This is a genomic window from Peribacillus sp. NJ4 (genome assembly GCF_030348345.1).
In the GTDB taxonomy this organism is placed as follows: Bacteria; Bacillota; Bacilli; order Bacillales; family DSM-1321; genus Peribacillus.
This window is the reverse complement of record NZ_JAUCFQ010000001.1, coordinates 4,238,137-4,258,672: the sequence shown is the minus strand read 5'-3', so window position 1 is coordinate 4,258,672 and position 20,536 is coordinate 4,238,137. Positions and strand designations below refer to the sequence as shown.

Annotated in this window: 21 protein-coding genes; 19 read left to right on the top strand and 2 right to left on the bottom strand. The window is 41.7% G+C overall.

Annotated elements, in window-relative coordinates; genetic code table 11:
- Nucleotides 1–4: 4 nt before the first annotated feature.
- The 8 genes from ureC (at nucleotide 5) to QUF94_RS21165 (ending at nucleotide 5,992) form a co-directional block, all read left to right on the top strand.
- The gene (gene ureC / locus QUF94_RS21200) at nucleotides 5–1,714 is read left to right on the top strand and encodes an urease subunit alpha (protein ID WP_289317570.1); all 1,710 of its coding nucleotides are present in this window, start codon (nucleotides 5–7) and stop codon (nucleotides 1,712–1,714) included.
- Nucleotides 1,715–1,723: 9 nt separating this feature from the next.
- Nucleotides 1,724–2,170 carry an urease accessory protein UreE gene (gene ureE, locus QUF94_RS21195; protein WP_289317569.1) on the top strand — a complete coding sequence of 149 codons (447 nt, stop codon included), beginning with the start codon at nucleotides 1,724–1,726 and terminating at the stop codon, nucleotides 2,168–2,170.
- Nucleotides 2,163–2,849: an urease accessory protein UreF gene (locus QUF94_RS21190; protein WP_289317568.1), complete on the top strand. Its 687-nt coding sequence runs from the start codon at nucleotides 2,163–2,165 to the stop codon at nucleotides 2,847–2,849. The genes ureE and QUF94_RS21190 overlap by 8 nt, the downstream gene beginning before the upstream one ends.
- 49 nt (nucleotides 2,850–2,898) lie before the next feature.
- A complete protein-coding gene (ureG, locus tag QUF94_RS21185; protein ID WP_289317567.1) occupies nucleotides 2,899–3,516 on the top strand; it encodes an urease accessory protein UreG in 618 nt (205 codons plus the stop codon).
- Nucleotides 3,513–4,328 carry an urease accessory protein UreD gene (locus tag QUF94_RS21180; protein ID WP_289317566.1) on the top strand — a complete coding sequence of 272 codons (816 nt, stop codon included), beginning with the start codon at nucleotides 3,513–3,515 and terminating at the stop codon, nucleotides 4,326–4,328. Before ureG ends, QUF94_RS21180 begins: the two co-directional genes overlap by 4 nt.
- A gap of 21 nt (nucleotides 4,329–4,349) precedes the next feature.
- A complete protein-coding gene (locus QUF94_RS21175) occupies nucleotides 4,350–4,994 on the top strand; it encodes a HoxN/HupN/NixA family nickel/cobalt transporter (protein WP_289317565.1) in 645 nt (214 codons plus the stop codon).
- A gap of 172 nt (nucleotides 4,995–5,166) precedes the next feature.
- A complete protein-coding gene (locus QUF94_RS21170) occupies nucleotides 5,167–5,562 on the top strand; it encodes a hypothetical protein (protein WP_289317564.1) in 396 nt (131 codons plus the stop codon).
- Nucleotides 5,563–5,701: 139 nt separating this feature from the next.
- Nucleotides 5,702–5,992, top strand: coding sequence for an HIT family protein (locus QUF94_RS21165; RefSeq protein ID WP_353957802.1), 291 nt, complete (start codon nucleotides 5,702–5,704; stop codon nucleotides 5,990–5,992).
- 200 nt (nucleotides 5,993–6,192) lie between these two features.
- Here the strand turns inward: QUF94_RS21165 and QUF94_RS21160 are convergent, their stop codons facing one another.
- Nucleotides 6,193–7,071, bottom strand: coding sequence for a dimethylarginine dimethylaminohydrolase family protein (locus QUF94_RS21160; RefSeq protein ID WP_289317563.1), 879 nt, complete (start codon nucleotides 7,069–7,071; stop codon nucleotides 6,193–6,195).
- Between the two features lie 251 nt (nucleotides 7,072–7,322).
- Here QUF94_RS21160 and QUF94_RS21155 point away from each other — a divergent pair, with 251 nt between their 5' ends.
- The 10 genes from QUF94_RS21155 (at nucleotide 7,323) to QUF94_RS21110 (ending at nucleotide 18,955) form a co-directional block, all read left to right on the top strand.
- Nucleotides 7,323–8,315, top strand: a complete 993-nt coding sequence (locus tag QUF94_RS21155) for a Gfo/Idh/MocA family protein (protein ID WP_289317562.1) — start codon at nucleotides 7,323–7,325, stop codon at nucleotides 8,313–8,315.
- A gap of 16 nt (nucleotides 8,316–8,331) precedes the next feature.
- On the top strand, nucleotides 8,332–9,348 hold the full coding sequence (locus tag QUF94_RS21150; RefSeq protein ID WP_289317561.1) for a Gfo/Idh/MocA family oxidoreductase: 1,017 nt from the start codon (nucleotides 8,332–8,334) through the stop codon (nucleotides 9,346–9,348).
- 117 nt (nucleotides 9,349–9,465) lie between these two features.
- Nucleotides 9,466–10,974 (top strand): sugar ABC transporter ATP-binding protein, encoded by a 1,509-nt coding sequence (locus QUF94_RS21145; RefSeq protein WP_289317560.1) that lies wholly within the window; start codon nucleotides 9,466–9,468, stop codon nucleotides 10,972–10,974.
- A 19-nt stretch (nucleotides 10,975–10,993) separates the two neighbouring features.
- Entirely contained in the window at nucleotides 10,994–11,977 is a 984-nt protein-coding gene (locus QUF94_RS21140) for an ABC transporter permease (RefSeq protein WP_421157025.1), read from the top strand.
- A gap of 44 nt (nucleotides 11,978–12,021) precedes the next feature.
- Nucleotides 12,022–12,981, top strand: a complete 960-nt coding sequence (locus tag QUF94_RS21135) for a sugar ABC transporter substrate-binding protein (protein WP_289317559.1) — start codon at nucleotides 12,022–12,024, stop codon at nucleotides 12,979–12,981.
- A gap of 76 nt (nucleotides 12,982–13,057) precedes the next feature.
- The gene (locus QUF94_RS21130) at nucleotides 13,058–14,071 is read left to right on the top strand and encodes a LacI family DNA-binding transcriptional regulator (protein ID WP_289317558.1); all 1,014 of its coding nucleotides are present in this window, start codon (nucleotides 13,058–13,060) and stop codon (nucleotides 14,069–14,071) included.
- An 84-nt stretch (nucleotides 14,072–14,155) separates the two neighbouring features.
- Complete coding sequence (iolG, locus tag QUF94_RS21125; protein ID WP_289317557.1) at nucleotides 14,156–15,187, top strand: inositol 2-dehydrogenase; 1,032 nt, start codon at nucleotides 14,156–14,158, stop codon at nucleotides 15,185–15,187.
- A 122-nt stretch (nucleotides 15,188–15,309) separates the two neighbouring features.
- Nucleotides 15,310–16,149 (top strand): sugar phosphate isomerase/epimerase family protein, encoded by an 840-nt coding sequence (locus QUF94_RS21120; RefSeq protein ID WP_289317556.1) that lies wholly within the window; start codon nucleotides 15,310–15,312, stop codon nucleotides 16,147–16,149.
- A gap of 301 nt (nucleotides 16,150–16,450) precedes the next feature.
- Nucleotides 16,451–18,067: a long-chain fatty acid--CoA ligase gene (locus QUF94_RS21115; RefSeq protein ID WP_289317555.1), complete on the top strand. Its 1,617-nt coding sequence runs from the start codon at nucleotides 16,451–16,453 to the stop codon at nucleotides 18,065–18,067.
- A 96-nt stretch (nucleotides 18,068–18,163) separates the two neighbouring features.
- Nucleotides 18,164–18,955, top strand: a complete 792-nt coding sequence (locus QUF94_RS21110; protein ID WP_421157026.1) for an enoyl-CoA hydratase — start codon at nucleotides 18,164–18,166, stop codon at nucleotides 18,953–18,955.
- Between the two features lie 73 nt (nucleotides 18,956–19,028).
- Here the strand turns inward: QUF94_RS21110 and QUF94_RS21105 are convergent, their stop codons facing one another.
- On the bottom strand, nucleotides 19,029–19,217 hold the full coding sequence (locus QUF94_RS21105) for a YhzD family protein (protein WP_289317553.1): 189 nt from the start codon (nucleotides 19,215–19,217) through the stop codon (nucleotides 19,029–19,031).
- A 307-nt stretch (nucleotides 19,218–19,524) separates the two neighbouring features.
- Between QUF94_RS21105 and cysK the strand changes: the two genes are divergently transcribed.
- The gene (gene cysK / locus QUF94_RS21100) at nucleotides 19,525–20,448 is read left to right on the top strand and encodes a cysteine synthase A (RefSeq protein ID WP_289317552.1); all 924 of its coding nucleotides are present in this window, start codon (nucleotides 19,525–19,527) and stop codon (nucleotides 20,446–20,448) included.
- Nucleotides 20,449–20,536 lie beyond the last annotated feature (88 nt).

Below are 20,536 nucleotides of genomic sequence, written 5' to 3'. Positions count from 1 at the left end.
AAATATGAGCCATGAAATGTCACGTAAGCAATATGCCGACATGTTTGGTCCGACAACAGGAGATTTAATCAGATTGGCAGATACCGAGCTTTTCATAGAAGTGGAAAAGGATTTTACAAAGTACGGTGATGAAGTGAAATTTGGCGGGGGTAAAGTGATCCGTGATGGTATGGGGCAACATCCAACCGCTACAAGAGATGAAGTGATGGATCTTGTTTTCACCAACGCGATCATCATCGATTATACCGGCATTTATAAGGCGGATATCGGCGTAAAAGATGGAAATATTGCAGCTATCGGAAAAGCGGGAAATCCCCTATTGATGGATGGGGTGACAATGGTGATAGGAGCCGCTACCGAAATAATTGCAGCTGAAGGAAAAATCGTTACTGCCGGAGGGATTGACGCCCACATCCATTTCATTGCCCCGCAGCAAATCGAGACTGCACTATCAAGCGGGATCACGACAATGATCGGCGGGGGAACCGGACCTGCAACGGGAACGAATGCCACGACTTGTACTCCGGGAGCTTGGAATATACATAAAATGCTCGAAGCGGCAGATCATTTCCCTATGAACCTTGGTTTTTTAGGCAAAGGCAATTCCTCGGCCAAAGAACCGCTTGTTGAACAAATAGAAGCTGGTGCGATCGGGTTGAAATTACATGAAGATTGGGGTACGACGGCTGCAGCGATCGATACTAGTTTAATAGTGGCAGATGAATATGATGTTCAAGTGGCGATTCATTCCGACACGCTAAATGAAGGTGGTTTCGTCGAGGATACGATCAAAGCCATCGACGGCCGTGTCATTCATACATATCATACCGAAGGAGCGGGCGGGGGACATGCCCCTGATATCATCAAGGCGGCTAGTTATCCCAATATTCTCCCGTCCTCGACGAACCCTACCCGTCCATACACGATCAATACGTTGGAAGAGCATTTGGATATGCTGATGGTATGCCATCATTTAGATCCATCCGTTCCGGAAGATATCGCTTTTGCCGATTCCCGGATAAGAAAAGAGACGATTGCCGCTGAAGACATTCTGCATGACCTGGGCGTTTTTAGCATGATCAGCTCCGATTCCCAAGCGATGGGGCGTGTAGGTGAAGTTATCCTGCGGACATGGCAGACAGCCGATAAGATGAAAAAGCAGCGTGGCAAAATGTTGGAGGAGGCAGGGGAAGGAGACAATTTCCGTGTTAAGCGTTATGTTGCAAAATATACGATAAATCCTGCCATCACACATGGAATCTCTGATGTCGTCGGATCTGTGGAAGAAGGGAAATTCGCGGACTTGGTGCTATGGGATCCTGCCTTTTTCGGGGTTAAACCGGACATGATTCTAAAAGGGGGCATGATTGCGCACAGTATGATGGGAGATCCGAATGCCTCGATTCCAACGCCGCAACCCGTGTTATATCGCCCGATGTTTGCAAGTTTTGGAAAGGCCGTTGCGAGTACGTCGATTACGTTCCTGTCAAAAGCGTCATATGAAGCGGGAATTCATGATGACCTTGGGTTGAAAAAAATAGTGAAGACTGTCTCGAACGTTCGCAATCTTACAAAAAAAGATATGAAGTTAAACGGGGAGACCCCCGTTATAGAAGTTGATCCGCAAACATATGAAGTGACGGTGGATGGTGATTTAATTACGTGTGAGCCAGCGGAAATCCTGCCGATGGCGCAACGATACTTTTTATTCTGAGGTGATGGCATGATAGTTGAAGAAGTATTGGGAAATATAGAGTTTATTGAAAAAAAGGCGAAGCATATGGAAAAGGTTTATCTGGAAAGCGATGCATTAAGAAAACGGATACTAAGGGTTAAAACGGATCATGGAAATGAAATTGGGATACGCCTTAAAGAGAACAAGGATTTGATGGATGGGGACATCCTTTATATGGATGAAAATAATATGATTGTGATCAATACGATAGATGACGATATTTTGACGATCATGCCTACGACCCTAGGGCAGATGGGCAATATAGCGCATCAATTGGGAAATCGCCACTTACCTGCCCAGTTTGATGGCGATGAAATGCTTGTTCAATATGATTACCTGGTGGAAGAGCTTTTAATGGAACTGGATATACCGTTTCGCCGTGAAAAGAGAAAGGTGAAGCAGGCATTCCGTCACATCGGCCATTCACATGATTGAACGTTTGTTTCCGTTGATCCAGCTTTGTGATTCCAATTTTCCTTCTGGGTCGTTCTCCCATTCATTCGGGATGGAGACCTACATTCAAGAAGAGAAGGTACATGATGCAGCTTCTTTAAAGGCGTTTTTGAAGGTATACATTACAAAATCTTTAACCTATACAGATGGCCTGGGGTGCCGGCTTGCATATGAATTCGTAAGTAGTCATAGGGCTGAAGGAATATGGGATCTGGATGAGAAGCTTTATGCCGCATGTTCGGCCCGGGAATCCAGGGAGGCCTCGAAAAGAATTGGACAGCAGATGGCTAAACTATGCTCGAACTTATATCCGTCCGAAGAGTTATCTGCATACTTGAAGAAAATCCAAGGAAAACAATGTTATGGACATCCGGCCATTGTATTTGCGCTTGTATGTACCGAACTGAACATTACCGTAGAAATGGCCATTCATGCCTGTTTGTATGCAGGCGTATCCTCGCTGATCCAAAATGCAGTAAGAGGAATCCCTTTGGGTCAGACAGCTGGACAATCCTTGTTATTATGGACACATGATATTATCCAGACAGCTGTTGCATTCATTAAAGGACTTCCGGAGGATGAACTCGGACGGACACTGCCGGGATTGGAAATCGCTCAAATGAGGCATGAGCAATTACATGTAAGACTATTCATGAGTTAACCAGAAAAGAGGTGACAGATTTACCTCATATGGAGGTAAATCGATATAGATGAAACAAGTAGTTAAAATAGGTGTAGGCGGCCCGGTTGGTGCCGGAAAAACGATGCTTGTCGAGAAGCTGACACGGGTAATGGAAAAGGACTTCAGCATGGCAGTTGTAACGAATGATATATATACAAAAGAAGATGCGCTGTTTTTAATGAAAAATGGTGTACTTCCTGAAAATCGCATCATCGGTGTGGAAACCGGCGGCTGTCCGCATACAGCGATACGTGAGGACGCTTCGATGAACTTTGCAGCCATTGATGAATTGATGGAACTCCATCCGGAACTGGATTTGATTTTTGTGGAGAGCGGCGGTGATAATTTAGCCGCGACCTTCAGCCCTGAACTCGTTGACTTTTCCATCTATATCATTGATGTCGCACAAGGGGAGAAAATCCCCCGGAAAGGTGGCCAGGGAATGATTAAATCGGATTTATTCATCATTAATAAAACGGACTTGGCCCCGTATGTAGGAGCAAGTCTGGAAGTGATGGAGAGGGATACATTAACGACCCGAGGGGATAAACCTTTCTTTTTTACTAACTTAAAAGACGAAAAGGGATTGACTGATGTCGTGAACTGGATAAAGTCAGAGGCATTTCTTATAGGACTTGAGCAGTGAGCTGGACAGGCAGCATTCGCTTAAAAGCGGTACTGAAAAATGATCGTACAATAGTGAAGGATACTTATTATGACGGGGCATTCAAATTGTCCCGTCCTGTGTTTCTTGATGAACTTTCACCTACCTATTTTCTCATTCATGTTGGGGGCGGCTATGTAGGAGGGGACAGGTACCATCAGCTCTTTTGTTTGGAAGAAGGGGCTACAATGACGTTGACGACACAGTCGGCGACAAAGGTATACAAAACGATGGGTGAGCCGGCATTGCAGGAAACCGAGTTGGTATTAAAAAAAAGGAGTTTTCTTACCTATGTACAGGACCCTATAATTGCCTATGAATCTGCTCGATATATTCAGAATATGACGATACATATGGAAAGTGGAGCGGGATTGTTGCTGACGGATATATTTACACCGGGATGGTCAGAAAGTAAGACGGAATTTACATATGATTGGATCCGCTCCAAACTAAACGTGTTCCATGATGGTAAAAGGCTTATAATGGACCACTTGCTTCTGAATCCTTCAGACGAGATGGACTCTGTGCTCTTATTGGAAGGATACAGTCATTTTGGCTCATTATTATTGATACATGAAGAGGTGGACGGGGAAATCATTAACGAACTGGATGAAATGCTTTCCCCGTTAAGAAGCAATGTTAGAATAGGTTTTTCCCGGCTGCCAATACGTGGTTTGATACTGCGGATATTAGCAAATCAAACTCAACAGATAGAAAAGGTATTTTCTGTTTGTGAGGATCTCTTCCGAAGGAGGGTCCTGCGGGAGGATGCAATCTTTTATCGTAAATATTAGCAAAGGGAAAGGAGGGGTTTTATGGAAATGAGTTTATTGCTGGTTTTAGCGATTGGATTTTCATTAGGCATAAAGCATGCCCTGGAACCCGATCATATCATTGCCGTTTCTACGATTGCGAGCCAAAGCAAGAAAATATGGAAATCTTCACTTGCAGGCGTATTTTGGGGAATCGGCCATACACTTACTCTTTTGGTGTTCGGTGTCATCCTGATCCTTTTGAAAAACGAAATTCCGGAAGCTTGGGCAATGTCATTGGAATTTCTTGTGGGAATCATGTTGGTATATTTAGGTATCACGACGATTTTTTCTTGGAAGCAAACGGAGCAGCATGACCATACAGGACGGGCTACCTATCTGAAATCGATGTTAGTGGGAATCGTCCACGGACTTGCCGGCAGTGCTGCAATGGTCCTTCTTACTATGAGTACGATAGATGCAGCGTGGCAGGGGGCAATCTACATTATCATATTTGGTGTAGGTACTTGTATAGGCATGCTTCTGTTCACGACGATTTTAAGCATCCCCTTTGTCACAAGTTCTTCTTCCAAAAAAGTCAATCGTTCACTCATCCGATTGACAGGTGTGATAAGCACGGTTTTCGGAATCTATTATATGTACAATCTGGGTATCAACGAGGAACTATTTTCAGTTTGGTTTGGTTGAATGCAGGCTATCTGCCCAAGGAATACCGGGGTAAGGAACTCTCAAGTCAAAAGCTTGAGGGTTTTTTTGCTGCTAATAAATCAATAAACATTTCTATAACTCTTTTGAATGGACTAGTATAATGAAATATATTGGATAATTAATCCATTTAGGTATGAGGAGGTGGCATGTAATGAAAAGGAAACCATTCCTGCTTGCACTTAGCCTATTAGCAATAACGTTAACTGCAGGTTGTACAACAAAGCAAGAACATATTTCCATTCAAAAATATGAAGGAAAAAACTACAAATTCGAAGCATATAAAGAAAAGATAGAAATGGGGAAAACAGAAAAAACAAAAGAAATAGTAAAAAATGCTGATTGGGAAGAATTCGCATTGGAGAAGGATCATTCTAAGGCGGACTTCATCTTTTATTTTAATGATGAAAAAAACGAAAGTAAAATAGCCGTGTATTATGTTTGGGTTAATCCCGATGAAAATATTGTAGAATTGACGAAGGATGAACATAGCCAGTATGTACAGTTAAATAGAAAGGATTCTGAAATAATATTAAGACTGCTGCACTAATTAAAGGAAGAGATAGGCAATGCATGTACTTTCAAAAACCTCTAGACCAAGTACTTTGTTATTTATAGAACTCTCATGTGCTCTAATCGAATATCAACAGAGTTATTTAACATAGTCAGCTTTTAAAGGGGTGGGGTAAATGAGGAAAATTACTTTGTCTAATGGAAAAACGGTTGAAGTCAAATGTTTAAGCTGTGCTTTGACAAGTGGGGAAGTAGAAGCCGAGGGTGGTGTAATAGTCGAATCTGAATATTTTCATGCTCACCTAGACGTTGCATATCCCATTGAAGGTTTAGTTATTTTAGTATCTAAACGCCATATTAAATGCGGATTAAATGAACCAGAAAAGGTTGATTACATAAACTTATTATCCAAGATTAGAAAAGCTCAAAGGGAAATATTAGGGATAGAACACGTTTATTATATTTAACCCAAAGCAATACCTTCAACTCCTCAGGTATGGTTTCTATCTGAATTTTAATTTGATTGGAGCGGAAGGTGCGAGACTTCCAATCAACGTCCAAATTGTTCAAGCCATAAAAAAACAGTAGGTAAACTCGATTTTGATCGAGTTTGCCTACTGTCCTGAGAAACCGGACTTCAATACAAGTCGGGTATCTTTCATTCTGCTCAGGCTGGGTCAGTCTTCTTATTCGTTGTCCTCAATAGTGGCATTGTGCAACAACGAAAAGAGCCACCGGACTTGATGATTTCGCTTATATCGACTTCAATGACTTCGTATCCGCGTTTACAAAGCTCACTATTTACCTGTTTATTACATGGAAGACTGAATAATTTTTTATTCCCAATCGAAAGCACGTTTGTTCCTAATGTGAATTGTTCTTCTTTAGTCACTTCAATCATGTCATAACGTGAAGCTAATAAATCCATCTCTTTTTTTGTAAAGGACTCTGGAAAAATAAGCGCCTCTGTCGGTGATATGATATTGAAAACACAATCTAAATGAAGGAATGTTTCAATGAAAGGAACCGCGATGATATCGTATTCAGGTAATAGGGTTTGAAGATGCTTGACGGATGATTCATCCGTTCTTTCACTGATTCCAATATAGATGGTCTTTCCGTCAATAAGGACATCCCCGCCCTCAATATGATTTTTGAGGAGGTTGAAAAATGAGATACCATTCGTTTCGAGCCAGGATTTCAATATTTGTTCTTCACCCTGCCTGATACCTGTTGCCAACTCAGCAACGTAAACGGTATTGCCAAGAGTGAAACCGATATCTCTCGTAAAGACTTGTTCTGGATATGTAAATTCTGGCGGAAGTTTTATGACTTCAATCCCTTCTTGTTCAAGAGCCTTTATAAATTGGGCGTGCTGCTTCAAGGCAAGTGCCTGATCGATATTTTCTTCTTGAAACTCTTTTTGAGTTTCGTTAATGATCTCCCTGATTTCCATATGACGAGGTTCACAGACGATCACCCGTGATAACTTTGAATATTCACTCGCACAATAAGCCTCTAGTTCTTCGTTTATTTTGTTTACCATAAATGAGCTCCCTCTAAATATAATTGTATCTTTACTATTTCCTCTTTTTTCTAGAAAGAAACATAAAAAATAAGTCGTGGTCTCTTTAATCTTCTTTAGAGTAGATTGCTTTTTATACTGAAATAATTTAGACTGATAATTCTGAAAAATAATTTTTGACATTTTTGTAAATGTAATTGAATAATGAAAATGTGTGAGTTACAATAGCAAAAAGGAAAGCGCTTTCCCAAAATATATGAGGAGTGTGAATGATGGGAAATATTCGTTGGGGAATCGTGAGTGCTGCCAATATAGCCTTCGATGAATTTTTACCAGCCATAAGCCGTTCAAACCGTGCAGAGTTAATAGCCGTAGCATCGAAAAGCTTAGAAAAGGCTAAGCGATTCAATTCGTCCTATATTTATGAAAAGTATGAACATCTTATTGAAGATTCATCTATTGACGCAGTCTATATCCCTTTACCTAACTCTCTTCATGCAGAATGGGCGGTGAAGGCCATGAAAAAGGGAAAACATGTTCTTCTTGAAAAACCAGCAGCTTTAACGGAAGCCGATATGCACGCTGTTAAAACAGCAGCCCGAGAAAATGATGTTGTCTTCATGGAAGCCTTCATGTATCAGTTTCATTGTCAGCATAAACGAGTTAAGGAATTACTTGAATCCGACAAGATCGGGGAATACAACCATGTTAAAGCGCATTTTTCCTGGATGCTTGAAGACTCTGGGGATATTCGTTTGAAACCGGAACTAGGGGGAGGGGCCATGAGAGATGTCGGATGTTACGGCTTGCATGCAGTTACGCAAATCGTTGGCTTTAAACCTGTTCAAATCACAATGAGCGGCAAAATGAATCAAGGCAATGGTGTTGACATGACATCGACCTGTTTATTGTTGGATGCTCAGAAAAGGACTGCTGAAGTTACAGCTTCATTGGAACTTCCATTTATTAATCGTTATGAAATCTTTGGCCCTAAAGGATGCATTACAGTCGATTCTGCATTTCGACCCGACGTATCGAATGATGAACACGGAAAAATAACAGTAAAAGATGATAATGGTAATGTAATCCTTTTTGAGAGATATAAAGATGATCAATATTTAAATCAGATTGAACATTTCCATGACTGTATTTTAGAAGGGAAGAACCCTGATTATAATGTCGATCATTCGCTTCAAATGGCCCGTTATCTTGAAAAAAGTTACCAATCATTGAACAGAGAGTCCGTGTTGACGGAAGTTAACTAAAAGGAGAAAAAATAATATGTCAAAAAAAATTCGAGCAGCTGTACTTGGACTTGGAAGACTTGGCTATTGGCATGCAGTGAATGTAGTTACAAGAATTAGAAACGCAGAACTTGCGGCAATATGTGATGTCGATATGGAGACGGCAAAGCGTGTTGCAACTGAATTGGAAGTGCCATTTTTCACGACCGACCCAGAGGATATCCTTAAAGACGATACTATCGGAGTAATGATCATAGCTTCTCCTACAAGCACACATTTTGATTTGTTGAAAAAAGCGTCAGAAGCAGGCAAGTCCATATTTGTCGAAAAACCACTTACGATAGATTTAAGTGAAGCAAATGAAATTAAAAGAATAATAGAAAATAACAATACCATTTGCCAGGTGGGATTCATGCGCAGGTTCGATCCCGCTTATGTTGCAGCGAAAAATAGGATCAATGCCGGTGATATAGGTGATCCGATTTACTTCCGCGGTATTTCCCGTGATCCACATTCACCCCATGAAGCGTTTATCCAACATAGCGGCGGTATGTTTGTCGATGTATCCATTCATGATTTTGATATTGCCCGGTACTTAATGAATTCCGAAGTGACTTCAGTTCATGCTCATGGAAGAATCCTAAAATACCCGTTCATGGAAAAATACCAAGATGTTGATCAATCTCTTACCTATTTGGAGTTTTCATCTGGGGCTGCAGGAGATGCAGAGGCAAGTCGTAATGCCCATTATGGCTACGATATCCGTGGAGAGGTCATTGGGACGGAGGGGTCGATCTTTATAGGGAATCTTCGAAATCATGATATACAGATTTTAACGAAATCGGGTAACCTGCATGATATCTTACCCGATTTTCCAACTCGTTTTACCGATGCCTACCATTTGGAACTCGCGAGTTTTTTCCAGGTAGTTGAGGATAGGGGAATACCAAGTGTAACAGTGGACGATGGCATAAAGGCACTTGAAATAGCATTTGCAGCACGTGAATCCTATCAAACGGGAAAAAAGGTTGAGCTTAATTCATTATCTCTGTGATGATAATTCAGAAAATACGAAATATTCAATAAATATATTGAAAAGTAAATATAAAAAAATTATACTTTAGTTAGGAAAGCGCTTTCTTTGATGGTAAATGACGAAAAGAGGTTGCCCATGATTAATCATTCAGGAAATCTCCTTGAAATGAAAGGGATTAAAAAAAGTTTTGGTCAAAACCATGTTTTAAAAGGAATTGATTTAGATGTAATGGCAGGTGAAGTTCATGTATTACTAGGGGAAAATGGTGCAGGCAAATCCACACTCATAAAAATTTTAACGGGAGCATACGAAAAAGATTCCGGAGAAATTTTTTGGGAAGGTAATTCTGTCCAACTTGATACACCTCTTGATGCTATGAATCTAGGGATTGCGACTATTTATCAAGAATTGAATGTCATTCCTGAATTAAAGGTATATGAAAATATATTCCTCGGAAGGGAATTGAAGCGTGGCGGAAAATTCTCTTTACTTAATCAAAAGGAAATGCGTCAGGAAGCAAAACGCTGTTTGAAAATGCTTGGTCAAAGCCCTGAACTTGCAGATAAGCAATTGGGGGAGCTAGGAATCGGGCAGCAACAACTTGTGGAAATTGCGAAAGCGCTTACCCTAGATGTGAAATTAATCATTATGGACGAGCCCACGTCCAGCCTTAGCGGAACGGAAGTGGAGCAGTTATATCGATGTGTAGAACAACTTACTCAAAAGGGCATAGCGATTTTATTCATTTCCCATCGGTTGGATGAGATCAGGCAAATGGGTGATAGGCTTACCATCCTTCGAGACGGATTTAAAATTGAAACGCTGCCGGTCAAGACAACGGAAACCGATCATTGGATCGAATTGATGGTGGGCCGGGCGCTGGATGAAAAATATCCTAAGCAATCGTTTACGCTTGGCAGTGAAGGGTTCAAGGTCGAAAACATAGTAGTGGCCGGAACCAAAGAACCTGTAAGCTTTTCAATCCGACACGGTGAGATCGTCGGAATCTCCGGACTCGTCGGAGCTGGACGGACAGAATTGGCAAGAGCCATTTTCAGTGCAGATGATAGGGGAAAAGGTAAGGTCTACATACATGGGGAGGAGGTTCGGATCAAATCACCCAGGGATGCAATTGATGCAGGCATTGCTTTTATTACGGAGGATAGGAAAAGCGAAGGTCTCTTATTGGATCAGCCGCTTGATTTCAATATTGCCATGGCAAATATGAATAAATTCACGAATAAATTCAGACTCATTGATTTGAAAGGTCTGCGTGAAGAAGCAAACAATTATATTAGGGAATTGAAGGTGCGTCCAAATAATATTGATCTTCATGCCAGAAATCTAAGCGGGGGAAATCAGCAAAAAGTCGTTATTGCCAAGTGGTTATGCACACAGGCAAAGGTTTATATCTTTGATGAACCTACAAGAGGGATTGATGTTGGTGCAAAGGTTGAAGTTTATCGCTTAATGAATCAGTTGGTTGAAGGCGGTGCCATTGTACTGATGATTTCTTCGGACCTCCCGGAAATCCTTGGTATATGTGATAGGGTCTTAGTGATGAGTGAGGGGAAAATGACCGCTGACCTGGAGATAGGAGAAGCCTCTCAAGAACGGATCATGAAAGCGGCAACAGGGGGATGAAATTATGAATGAAGCAGTCATGCAAAAACCAGAGAATGATTTACCGAAACAAAGTAGAACCATTAAGACTTACGTAAGTAAGTTCGGGCCATTAATTGGTCTTATCCTTTTAACGACGGTACTGACATTCTTGTCGGACAAGTTCATGACATTGAACAATATCATGAATATAGCCCGTCAGTCCTCCATAAATGCCATACTTGCAATCGGTATGCTTCTTCCGATTTTAACAGCCGGCATCGATTTATCTGTAGGTTCCATTCTTGCGGTCTCCATCATGGTTATGGGAATCGTTTCAGTCACGATGGGATTCAGTCCGATCTTGGGCCTGCTAGCCTGCCTGGTCGTAGGAGCTGGATTCGGTTTACTCAATGGTCTGCTATTAACGAAATTACGTTTGCCGCATCCGTTCATTTCGACACTGGGGACGATGAACATTGCACGTGGAATCGCGTTGATCATCACGGCTGCAGCCCCGATTGCCGGTTTTCCATATTTGATCCAATTTTTGGGGCGTGAATTTGTAGGTCCCATTCCGGTTAGCTTCCTGTTAGTAATAGTGGTATATATCATCTTTCATATATTCCTGACAAGGACCCAGACAGGGCGTTATATATATGCGATCGGTGGTAATAAAGAAGCGGCCCGTCTCTCGGGTATCAATGTTGATCGTGTATTGATCATTGTATATACGATCAGTGGTTTAATGGCAGGTCTTGCAGGGCTTGTAATGGTCGGACGCGTCAATTCCGCTTTCCCTCTCGCAGGTCAATCATATGAACTTGATGCAATAGCGGCAGTCATCATTGGAGGAGCAAGCTTCATGGGAGGTGTCGGAACTGTTTGGGGTACATTGATAGGTGCAATGATCATAGCTGTGCTCCGAAATGGATTAAACCTCCTGAACGTTCCTGCCGATTTCCAAATGGCAGTAATCGGTTTCGTCATCATCGCAGCCGTATTTGTAGACGTACTCCGACAACGCAAAGGAAAAAAAAGGTGATCGATCGTTAATTCATTTCAAATATGAAACTTGGAGGTAACAGGATGAATGGGAAACTAAAATGGTTTGGAGCGGCATTAGTGATATCGTGTATGGCGTTAGTGACTGGCTGCGGTGATGGGGATAAAAAAGCGGGCGGCAGTGAAGAGGAAAGTGTCGCAGTCGTTTTAAAAACCTTATCAAGCCCTTATTGGAAATATGTTGAGGCAGGAGCCAAAGCTGCTGGTAAGGACCTTGGAGTTACGGTATCAGTGGTAGGTCCTTCTGCGGAGTCGGAAGTGATCCAGCAGGTTAATATGCTTGAGGATCAAATAAACCAGTCACCTGGCGCCATCGTCGTCGCACCTTCGCAACCGGATACGGTCGTTCCGGTGTTAGAAACCGCAGCGCAGAATGTACCTGTGATACTTATAGATTCAGATGCTGATTTTGAAGGGAAAACGACTTTTATCGGTACAGAAAACAGAACTGCAGGTCTGCAAGGCGGGAAATTGTTGGCTTCTACGCTTCAGAAGGGAGATGAAGTGGTCTTAATTTCGGGAGCACTTGGCAATCCGGCTACGGATGCGCGGATAAAAGGTGCAAAAGAAGCTCTTGAAGAGGCAGGTCTGGAAGTTGTTGCAGAACAACCTGGTGATAGTGATAAAACGAAAGCGATGTCAGTAATGGAAAATATTCTGCAAAAAAATGGAGATGTTAAGGGAGTTTTTGCAGCAAATGATGATATGGCATTGGGGGTTTTACGCGCCGTTGAAGCTAAAGGACTGGATATTAAAGTCATTGGCACTGATGGAACCGAAGAAGCGGTTGAATCCATTTTGGAAGGAAAACTAACTGGCACCATAGCCCAGAGTCCATATAACATGGGTTATCAAGGTGTTGAAAATGCCTTGAAAGCTATAAATGGGGATAAGGTCGATAAGCGGTTAGATAGCGGAATTGACATCATAACAATAAAAAATGCGGAAGAAAAATTGGAATTCTTAAAGAGTATTTCAAAATAAGGAAATCTATAGTACCTGTAAAATTCCTTCATGCTAAAATAAAGTAAAGGATAATTTGGAGGAGTTTTGAAAACACATGAAGCAGCCTACGATTTACGATGTAGCAGAAAAAGCCGGCGTTTCAATTGCCACGGTATCGAAGGTGGTCAATAATACTGGCCGAATTAGCGATAAAACGAGAAGTAAGGTAACGGAAATCATGCAAGAACTTGAATATCACCCAAGCACCGTTGCAGCTGCGCTGACAGGTAAGAGAACATTCACTATCGGAGTGCTTGTCCCTGATATTTCAAATCCCTTTTTTGCTGAGGTTGCCAGGGCATTGGAAAACCATGCTCGTGAAATCGGGTATGCCATTATTTTATGCAGTACGGATTATCAACTGGAAAGGGAACATGACTATTTAGAGCTTCTTATTAAAAAACAGGTGGATGGAATCATAATCGCCACTGAACCGAAGGATCGAAAGATTTTCAAGAAGCTTCAAAGCAGGAATATTCCACTTTTGATGTTTTCGGTGGACCACCCCTCTTTCGTCGAAACCAATGTTGTCACCACGGATGATGTTCGGGGCGGATATCTTGCCGGACGGTATTTATTGGCTAATGGGCATCGGCATGTTGCAGTGATTGCCGAATTAAACAGGGCGAGCGGTTGCTTGCGTTTAGAGGGATTTAAACAGTCATTGCTCGATGAGGGGATCAGTTTAAATGAAGAACATGTAATTCACTCTAAATCGAAAATTGAAGAAGCAAGAAAGGCCGCCAAGGAAATTTTGCGGTTAGAAGATAGACCCACTGCTATATTCGCTGCAACCGATTTAATAGCAGCAATTTTCATGAATGAAGCCAGAAAGGAAAATGTATTCATTCCGAATGAAATATCGGTTATTGGCTTTGATAATACCATACATGCAGAATTAGCTGATCCAGGTTTAACGACAATAGCTCAGCCAATTGATGAGTTGGCATGTTACGCAATTAACCAGCTGTTGATGTCGATTGAGCAACCGAACAGGTCTGGACATAGAATCATGCTTGCACCATTACTTATAGAACGTAATTCAGTAAGAGACTTAAACAAAATATAAAAAGTATATAGAAATAAATATTCCACCGGTTATGACCCAGTGGATTTGCATTTAAAGTTAAGCGCTTAATCAGGAGGAGAGTCAATGACACTGACAGTTGGAATTATTGGTGCTGGACGCATTGGTAGATTACATGTAGATAATTTGAAGGGACTTCAGGAAATCCGGATTAAAGGCGTTTCTGATGTTGCAGCCAAACATCTAGAACCATGGGCGATGGAGAAACGAATCGAAGTGTTCACAACAGATTACCATGAATTGCTGAATGATCCTGAGATTCAAGCGGTATTCATATGTTCGCCTACTAATACACATGCAGCAATCATTAAAGAAGCGGCAGAAGCCGGAAAGCATATTTTCTGTGAAAAGCCTGTCAGCTTCTCGGTCGAAGAAACGGAAGAAGCACTCAATGCAGTAAAAAGGGCGGGCGTAAAGCTTCAAGTGGGTTTTAATCGTCGCTTTGATCCAAGTTTTCGAAAGGTTAGTAAACTTGTTCAAGAAGGTGAAATCGGATTACCACATATCCTGCGAATCACTTCCCGTGATCCTCAACCGCCAAGTGCGGATTACATTAAGGATTCAGGCGGTTTATTCATGGATATGACCATCCATGACTTTGATATGGCCCGGTACGTAATGGGAAGTGAAGTTGTCGAGGTATTCGCATATGGAGCTGTACTTGTGGATTCAGCCATCGGTGAAGCAGGCGACATTGACACCGCGGTCATTACGATGAAATTTGCAAATGGCGCACTTGGTGTCATCGATAACAGTCGTCGTGCAGTCTATGGATATGATCAGCGCCTTGAGATATTCGGGGATAAGGGCTCTGCACAAGTTAATAACAACAGAGCAACAACTGTTGAAATCTCTACAAATGATCACGTGAAGAAAGAAAAGCCGCTTCACTTTTTCCTTGAACGGTATTCCCAGGCATATATGGATGAAGTGACGGAGTTTGCCTCGGCATGCCTAGAGAACCATGAGGTGAGTTGTAATGGATTTGACGGTTTACAAGCTGAGCGGATTGCTAGGGCCGCGAAACGGTCGCTAGAAACAAGGATGCCAGTAAGTTTAAAGCAGGCTGAACAACCTGGAACACATGTTATTCGCTGAAAGTGAAATCAGCATTATTATCACCTATTGAAGATCAAGGACAGTTCCATCTAGAACAATTAAATGAGAGAAGGGGATACAATTCGGTAGTGTTCTTACTAACCGCATAAGGAGTAAATGATATGAAATTTTCAATATGCAGCTGGATTTTTGGAGATATGCCTATAGATAAGATCATGCGATTCGTGTCAGGAACAGGATATGATGCAATAGAAATACGGGCAGCCGTGAACGACTATGACTGGAAAGACATTTTACATCTGTCCAAAGAATTGTCCTTGGAAATTGGAGGGTTGACAGGCGATTCAGCCTGGCCCAATCAAGCACATGACTTGGCTAATGCCCATATTGAAAATCGTCGCAAAGCCATAGACTATTTTAAAAGGCAGATGGAGGCAGTGAAGGCGGTAGAGGGGAAATATCTTGTTGTGTGTCCTTCCGCTGTAGGAAAGACTTCACCAATGGGATTAAATGGTGATGACTGGAAATGGGCAGTTGATTCAGTTCAGGAATTAGTGGGAAAGGCATGTGAATTAAATATCACACTTGTGATTGAACCATTGAATAGGTACGAAAGTTGCCTTGTGAACAGTGGGGAAGATGCCTTGCGATTCGTACAGGAAGTGGGAAGTCCAAAGGTAAGGATGCTATTGGATTCATATCATATGAATATTGAAGAAGTAGATTTGGAAACCCCATTCCTGAAAACAAAAGAATATCTTGAAATCGTCCATGTAGCGGATAGCAATAGACAAGCCCTGGGTAGGGGGCATATTGATTTTGGGGAAATCACATCCGGTATTAACCGATCTGGATTCAATGGACATATTGTAGTGGAATGCATGGCACCGGGCGCTGATCCTTTTCAAGCAAGTAAAGGTTATCCCGCAATCGATTTAATTTATACCTATGCAGAAGAATCCTTACTCTATTTAAAAGAGCTTTCCATGGATCGAAGGTAGAGTCATTACAGGAAGTAGATTTTGTTTTTTTGGATAAGGACTAATGATGGTTTATATTTCTAAGCCAGATGGACGAATGGATAATCCTAAAACGGAACATTGACGAGCTTCCGCATTCTAAGAAATCAGGCAAATAGAATATCAAAAAAAGGGATCTGGTTTAGATCCTTTTTTTATTTGAAATATCTTCAAGATAACCCCAAATTCAAAATAATCGTAAAACGCACCTAGGGAAAAAGGATTATTTTTTTTCTGGTCGAATATATAATGAAGACGTTTTCAATATAAGGGGGAGATTGTAATGATGGATACACCATTGATCATGACTCAAATCATTGAGAGGGCTGAAAAATATTTTCCGAAGAAAGAGGTAGTTTCGCGTACGGATGGTGGAATTCACACTTTTACATATGCTGAGATTGCTGAGCGTACAAGAAGGCTGACTAGTAACCTTGAAAAATTCGGTATTAAAACAGGTGACCGTATTGGAACGCTCGCTTGGAACCATCATCGTCATTTAGAAGCTTATTTTGCGATTCCTTGTCATGGTGCTGTCCTACATACAATTAATATGCGCCTGTCCCCTCAACATGTTTCTTATATCGTCAATAGTGCGGAAGATCGATTATTACTGATAGATCCGGATGTCATCCCCCTGTTGGAAGCGATTAAAGATGAGTTAACGACGGTGGAAGGATATATCATAATGACGGATAAAGATGAGCTGCCTGAAACGACCCTTTCACCTATTTATCATTATGAAAAACTATTAGCCGAAGGGAATCCGAAACAGCCATTCATTCAAGCCTTGGATGAAAATGCTCCTGCCGGCATATGTTATACTTCCGCCACGACCGGGAATCCAAAAGGGGTGGTTTATTCACATCGCGGAATTTTGTTGCATGCGATTGCACTGGGGCTTGCCGATTCTACAGCTTTAAGTGAACGTGATGTGGCCCTTCCTGTAGTGCCCATGTTTCATGTAAATGCTTGGGGCATGCCTTTTGCCAGTGTTTGGTTTGGCACTAAGATGGTTTTGCCGGGACCTTATTTCACCCCAAAGATTTTGGCTGAACTTATAGAAACGGAGAAGGTCACAATTGCAGCAGGGGTTCCGACGATATGGATGGGATTATTGAAGGAGCTAGAAGAAGGCAGCCATGATACGAGCAGTATTCGCGCTGTTTTATGCGGAGGGTCGGCTGCCCCGAAAAGCATGATTAAAACATTTGAACAAAAGTATGGGATACCATTCCTGCATGCCTATGGAATGACTGAAACAAGCCCGCTCGTTTTTGTTTCCAAACCAAAAAGCTATCAGGAAGACCTCCCTGAAGAAGAACTTTATGAGTTGAAGGCTAAGCAGGGGCTTGTCTCGCCAATGATTGAAATTAAAGTGATCGGTCAGGAAGGCGAAGTAAAACCTGATGGAAAAGAAATGGGCGAATTACTAATCAGGGGTCCTTGGATAGCGAATGAATATTTTAAGGATGAGCGGTCAGGGGATACGTTTAAAGATGGCTGGCTGTATACCGGGGATGTTGTCACGATTGATGAAGAAGGATTCGTGAAAATCGTCGACCGGACTAAAGACTTGATTAAAAGCGGGGGTGAGTGGATTTCTTCCGTAGATATAGAGAATGCATTAATGGCCCATGAAGGAATATTTGAGGCGGCAGTGATTGCAGTGCCTCACGAAAAATGGCAGGAACGACCGATTGCCTGTGTTGTTTTGAAGGACGCATACAAGGGACAAGTGTCTCAAGAAGAAATCATCGAATTTTTAAAGCCGCAGTTTGCAAAATGGTGGCTGCCGGATGAAGTGGTCTTTTTGGATGATATTCCGAAAACGGGTGTTGGGAAGTTTTTGAAAAGGGCTTTGCGAGATCAGCTTCAGGATAAATATATCAAGAAATAGTATGTTTGTTTAATTGTAACTTTTCGCCCTATTCTGATAACGGATGAAAAATATATAATAGAGTTATAGAAGGAAAGAGGAGGAAATAAATTGAGTATTGAATCGACATCACCTGCAGGCACTGTTTTAGTCACATATTCGGACCGGACGGCTACTGTTGCAATGAACCGTCCTGAGGCCATGAATTCTTTGAATCCACAAATGCTGCATGACTTTATTTATGCACTTAAGGAAGTAAGTGAGAATGAAGAAGTGGACGTCGTCGTTTTAAAAGGAAATGGGAAAGCATTTTCCGCTGGCGGGGATATTAAGATGATGCTCTCGCCTGGCGAAGAAAACGCTTTCGATGTCCTGATGGATGGAATCAGTGAATTGGTCACCACCTTATATTTCATGCCTAAACTAACCATCAGTGCCATTCATGGTGCAGCTGCAGGGCTTGGATTGAGTATAGCTCTTGCAACCGACCATCTTATTGCAGATTCGGATAGTAAAATTGCAATGAATTTTATCGGAATTGGATTAATTCCTGATGGCGGCGGACACTTTTTCCTTGAGCGTCGTCTTGGTGAAGTAGGTGCAAAAGAGTTGATCTGGGAAGGTAAAGTGCTGACAGCGCTCGAAGCTAAAGAAAAGGGCCTCATTCATGAAGTGGCAGACGGAACCTTGGAACATGCGGTAGAGAAGAAAGTGAAAGCGTGGCTGCAAAGCCCGGTTCAAGCCATGATAAAAACGAAAAAGATCCTTAGTGAAAAAAATCGCCCACTATTAATTAAAATGCTTGAGATTGAAAAAGCCGCTCAAATGAAAATGCGTCAAACAGCGGATCACCAAGAGGGAATAAAAGCTTTCGTGGAAAAAAGAAAACCGAACTTCATCGGAAAATGAATGAGAAAGGCCGTCACTTTATTGTGACGGCCTTTCTCTATCTAGTTTGAAATGATTGCGCTCCCATTATTAATCAGCGGTGAAAAAGTAATAGTGCACCTGAAGGTGATGTACAGCGATGTGTTTGATCTTGATAGTTTTTTTCATTCAATAGATTTTGTCCCAATTCTTTTGCTTGTTCATCATTCTCGGCTGTAAATGATTCATCCAATAGTTTTTCCCCTGACGGTTCAAAAACGGTTAATTTGTATATTCTGTTCACTTTTAAAACTCCCTTTTCAATATATTACTGTCTAAAGATAGGTACTTTTATAAAAATTTTATCATTATCTGTTAATTTTGACTATTATTATGTGAGAGAAATGTATTAACACTGAGAATATTGAAGAGTAACTGAATATCTTCAATAATGATGGAAAATAACTATACCGAACAAACTTTATAGTTTTTTTCCTTTAGAATGAGAATAAAACCTATTTATACTAGAGGAATTCTCTCTTTAATGAAAATTCATAAATGATATAATAATCTTGAGGGATAGTGTATGGATCGAAGGGAGTTTTTTTTGAATGACAGTAAGAGTCGTTAATAATATCACGGAATTGATAGGAGATACACCTGTTGTCAGAATTAATCATTTAACAGCGGAGGGTGACGCGGAAGTATTTGTGAAACTTGAATATTTCAATCCGAGCCGCAGTGTAAAAGATCGGGCTGCCTTCAACTTAATTAGGCAGGCTGAATTGGATGGAATCATTCAATCAGGGGCCACGATCATAGAGCCAACATCAGGAAATACAGGCATTGGGCTTGCAATGAATGCCGCGGCAAAGGGTTATCGGGCCATTATGGTCATGCCGGATAATATGTCAAAAGAAAGAATCAATATATTAAAGGCATACGGAGCGGAAGTTGTCCTCACCCCTGCATCAGAGCGGATGCCTGGAGCCATTCGTAAAGCTGAGGAGCTCGCCGAGGAGATTCCCAATAGCTTTATTCCGCAGCAATTCGAAAACCAAGCAAACCCTGATATTCACAGAGTGACGACTGCAGTCGAGATTCTAAATCAGATGGATGGAAACCTGGATGTGTTTGTCGCTACTGCTGGAACGGGAGGAACGATAACCGGTACAGGTGAAGCATTAAAAGAACAGCTGCCGGATTTAAGGGTTGTCGTAGTCGAGCCTAAGGGTTCTCCTGTTCTTTCGGGCGGAAAGCCTGGCCCTCATAAATTAGTGGGTACGAGCCCGGGTTTTATCCCAAGCATTTTAAATACAGAGGTATTTGATGAAATCGTTCAAGCGGCTGATGAAGATGCCATTTCTACCATGAAGGATATGGCTTCGAAGGAAGGTATATTGATTGGACCTTCAGGCGGTGCTTCTGTCTGGACTGCCCTGCAGGAAGCTCGGCGTCTTGGAAGTGGAAAAAGGGTATTATGCATTGCACCGGATAATGGCGAACGCTATTTAAGTATGGATATTTTTAATTAATGAAAAAGACCGAATGCCGTGCATGGAACAATGTTCACGCCATTCGGTCTTTTTCCTGTTGAATTTGCCCATACTGGATTTCATGATG

Excerpts from the sequence above, each read along its gene's own strand:
- ureC (WP_289317570.1), top strand. The coding sequence starts at position 5 with ATGAGCCATGAAATGTCACGTAAGCAATATGCCGACATGTTTGGTCCG.
- ureE (WP_289317569.1), top strand. The coding sequence starts at position 1,724 with ATGATAGTTGAAGAAGTATTGGGAAATATAGAGTTTATTGAAAAAAAG.
- QUF94_RS21190 (WP_289317568.1), top strand. The coding sequence starts at position 2,163 with ATGATTGAACGTTTGTTTCCGTTGATCCAGCTTTGTGATTCCAATTTT.
- ureG (WP_289317567.1), top strand. The coding sequence starts at position 2,899 with ATGAAACAAGTAGTTAAAATAGGTGTAGGCGGCCCGGTTGGTGCCGGA.
- QUF94_RS21175 (WP_289317565.1), top strand. The coding sequence starts at position 4,350 with ATGGAAATGAGTTTATTGCTGGTTTTAGCGATTGGATTTTCATTAGGC.
- QUF94_RS21170 (WP_289317564.1), top strand. The coding sequence starts at position 5,167 with ATGAAAAGGAAACCATTCCTGCTTGCACTTAGCCTATTAGCAATAACG.
- QUF94_RS21165 (WP_353957802.1), top strand. The coding sequence starts at position 5,702 with ATGAGGAAAATTACTTTGTCTAATGGAAAAACGGTTGAAGTCAAATGT.
- QUF94_RS21160 (WP_289317563.1), bottom strand. The coding sequence starts at position 7,071 with ATGGTAAACAAAATAAACGAAGAACTAGAGGCTTATTGTGCGAGTGAA.
- QUF94_RS21155 (WP_289317562.1), top strand. The coding sequence starts at position 7,323 with ATGGGAAATATTCGTTGGGGAATCGTGAGTGCTGCCAATATAGCCTTC.
- QUF94_RS21150 (WP_289317561.1), top strand. The coding sequence starts at position 8,332 with ATGTCAAAAAAAATTCGAGCAGCTGTACTTGGACTTGGAAGACTTGGC.
- QUF94_RS21145 (WP_289317560.1), top strand. The coding sequence starts at position 9,466 with ATGATTAATCATTCAGGAAATCTCCTTGAAATGAAAGGGATTAAAAAA.
- QUF94_RS21140 (WP_421157025.1), top strand. The coding sequence starts at position 10,994 with ATGCAAAAACCAGAGAATGATTTACCGAAACAAAGTAGAACCATTAAG.
- QUF94_RS21135 (WP_289317559.1), top strand. The coding sequence starts at position 12,022 with ATGAATGGGAAACTAAAATGGTTTGGAGCGGCATTAGTGATATCGTGT.
- QUF94_RS21130 (WP_289317558.1), top strand. The coding sequence starts at position 13,058 with ATGAAGCAGCCTACGATTTACGATGTAGCAGAAAAAGCCGGCGTTTCA.
- iolG (WP_289317557.1), top strand. The coding sequence starts at position 14,156 with ATGACACTGACAGTTGGAATTATTGGTGCTGGACGCATTGGTAGATTA.
- QUF94_RS21120 (WP_289317556.1), top strand. The coding sequence starts at position 15,310 with ATGAAATTTTCAATATGCAGCTGGATTTTTGGAGATATGCCTATAGAT.
- QUF94_RS21115 (WP_289317555.1), top strand. The coding sequence starts at position 16,451 with ATGATGGATACACCATTGATCATGACTCAAATCATTGAGAGGGCTGAA.
- cysK (WP_289317552.1), top strand. The coding sequence starts at position 19,525 with ATGACAGTAAGAGTCGTTAATAATATCACGGAATTGATAGGAGATACA.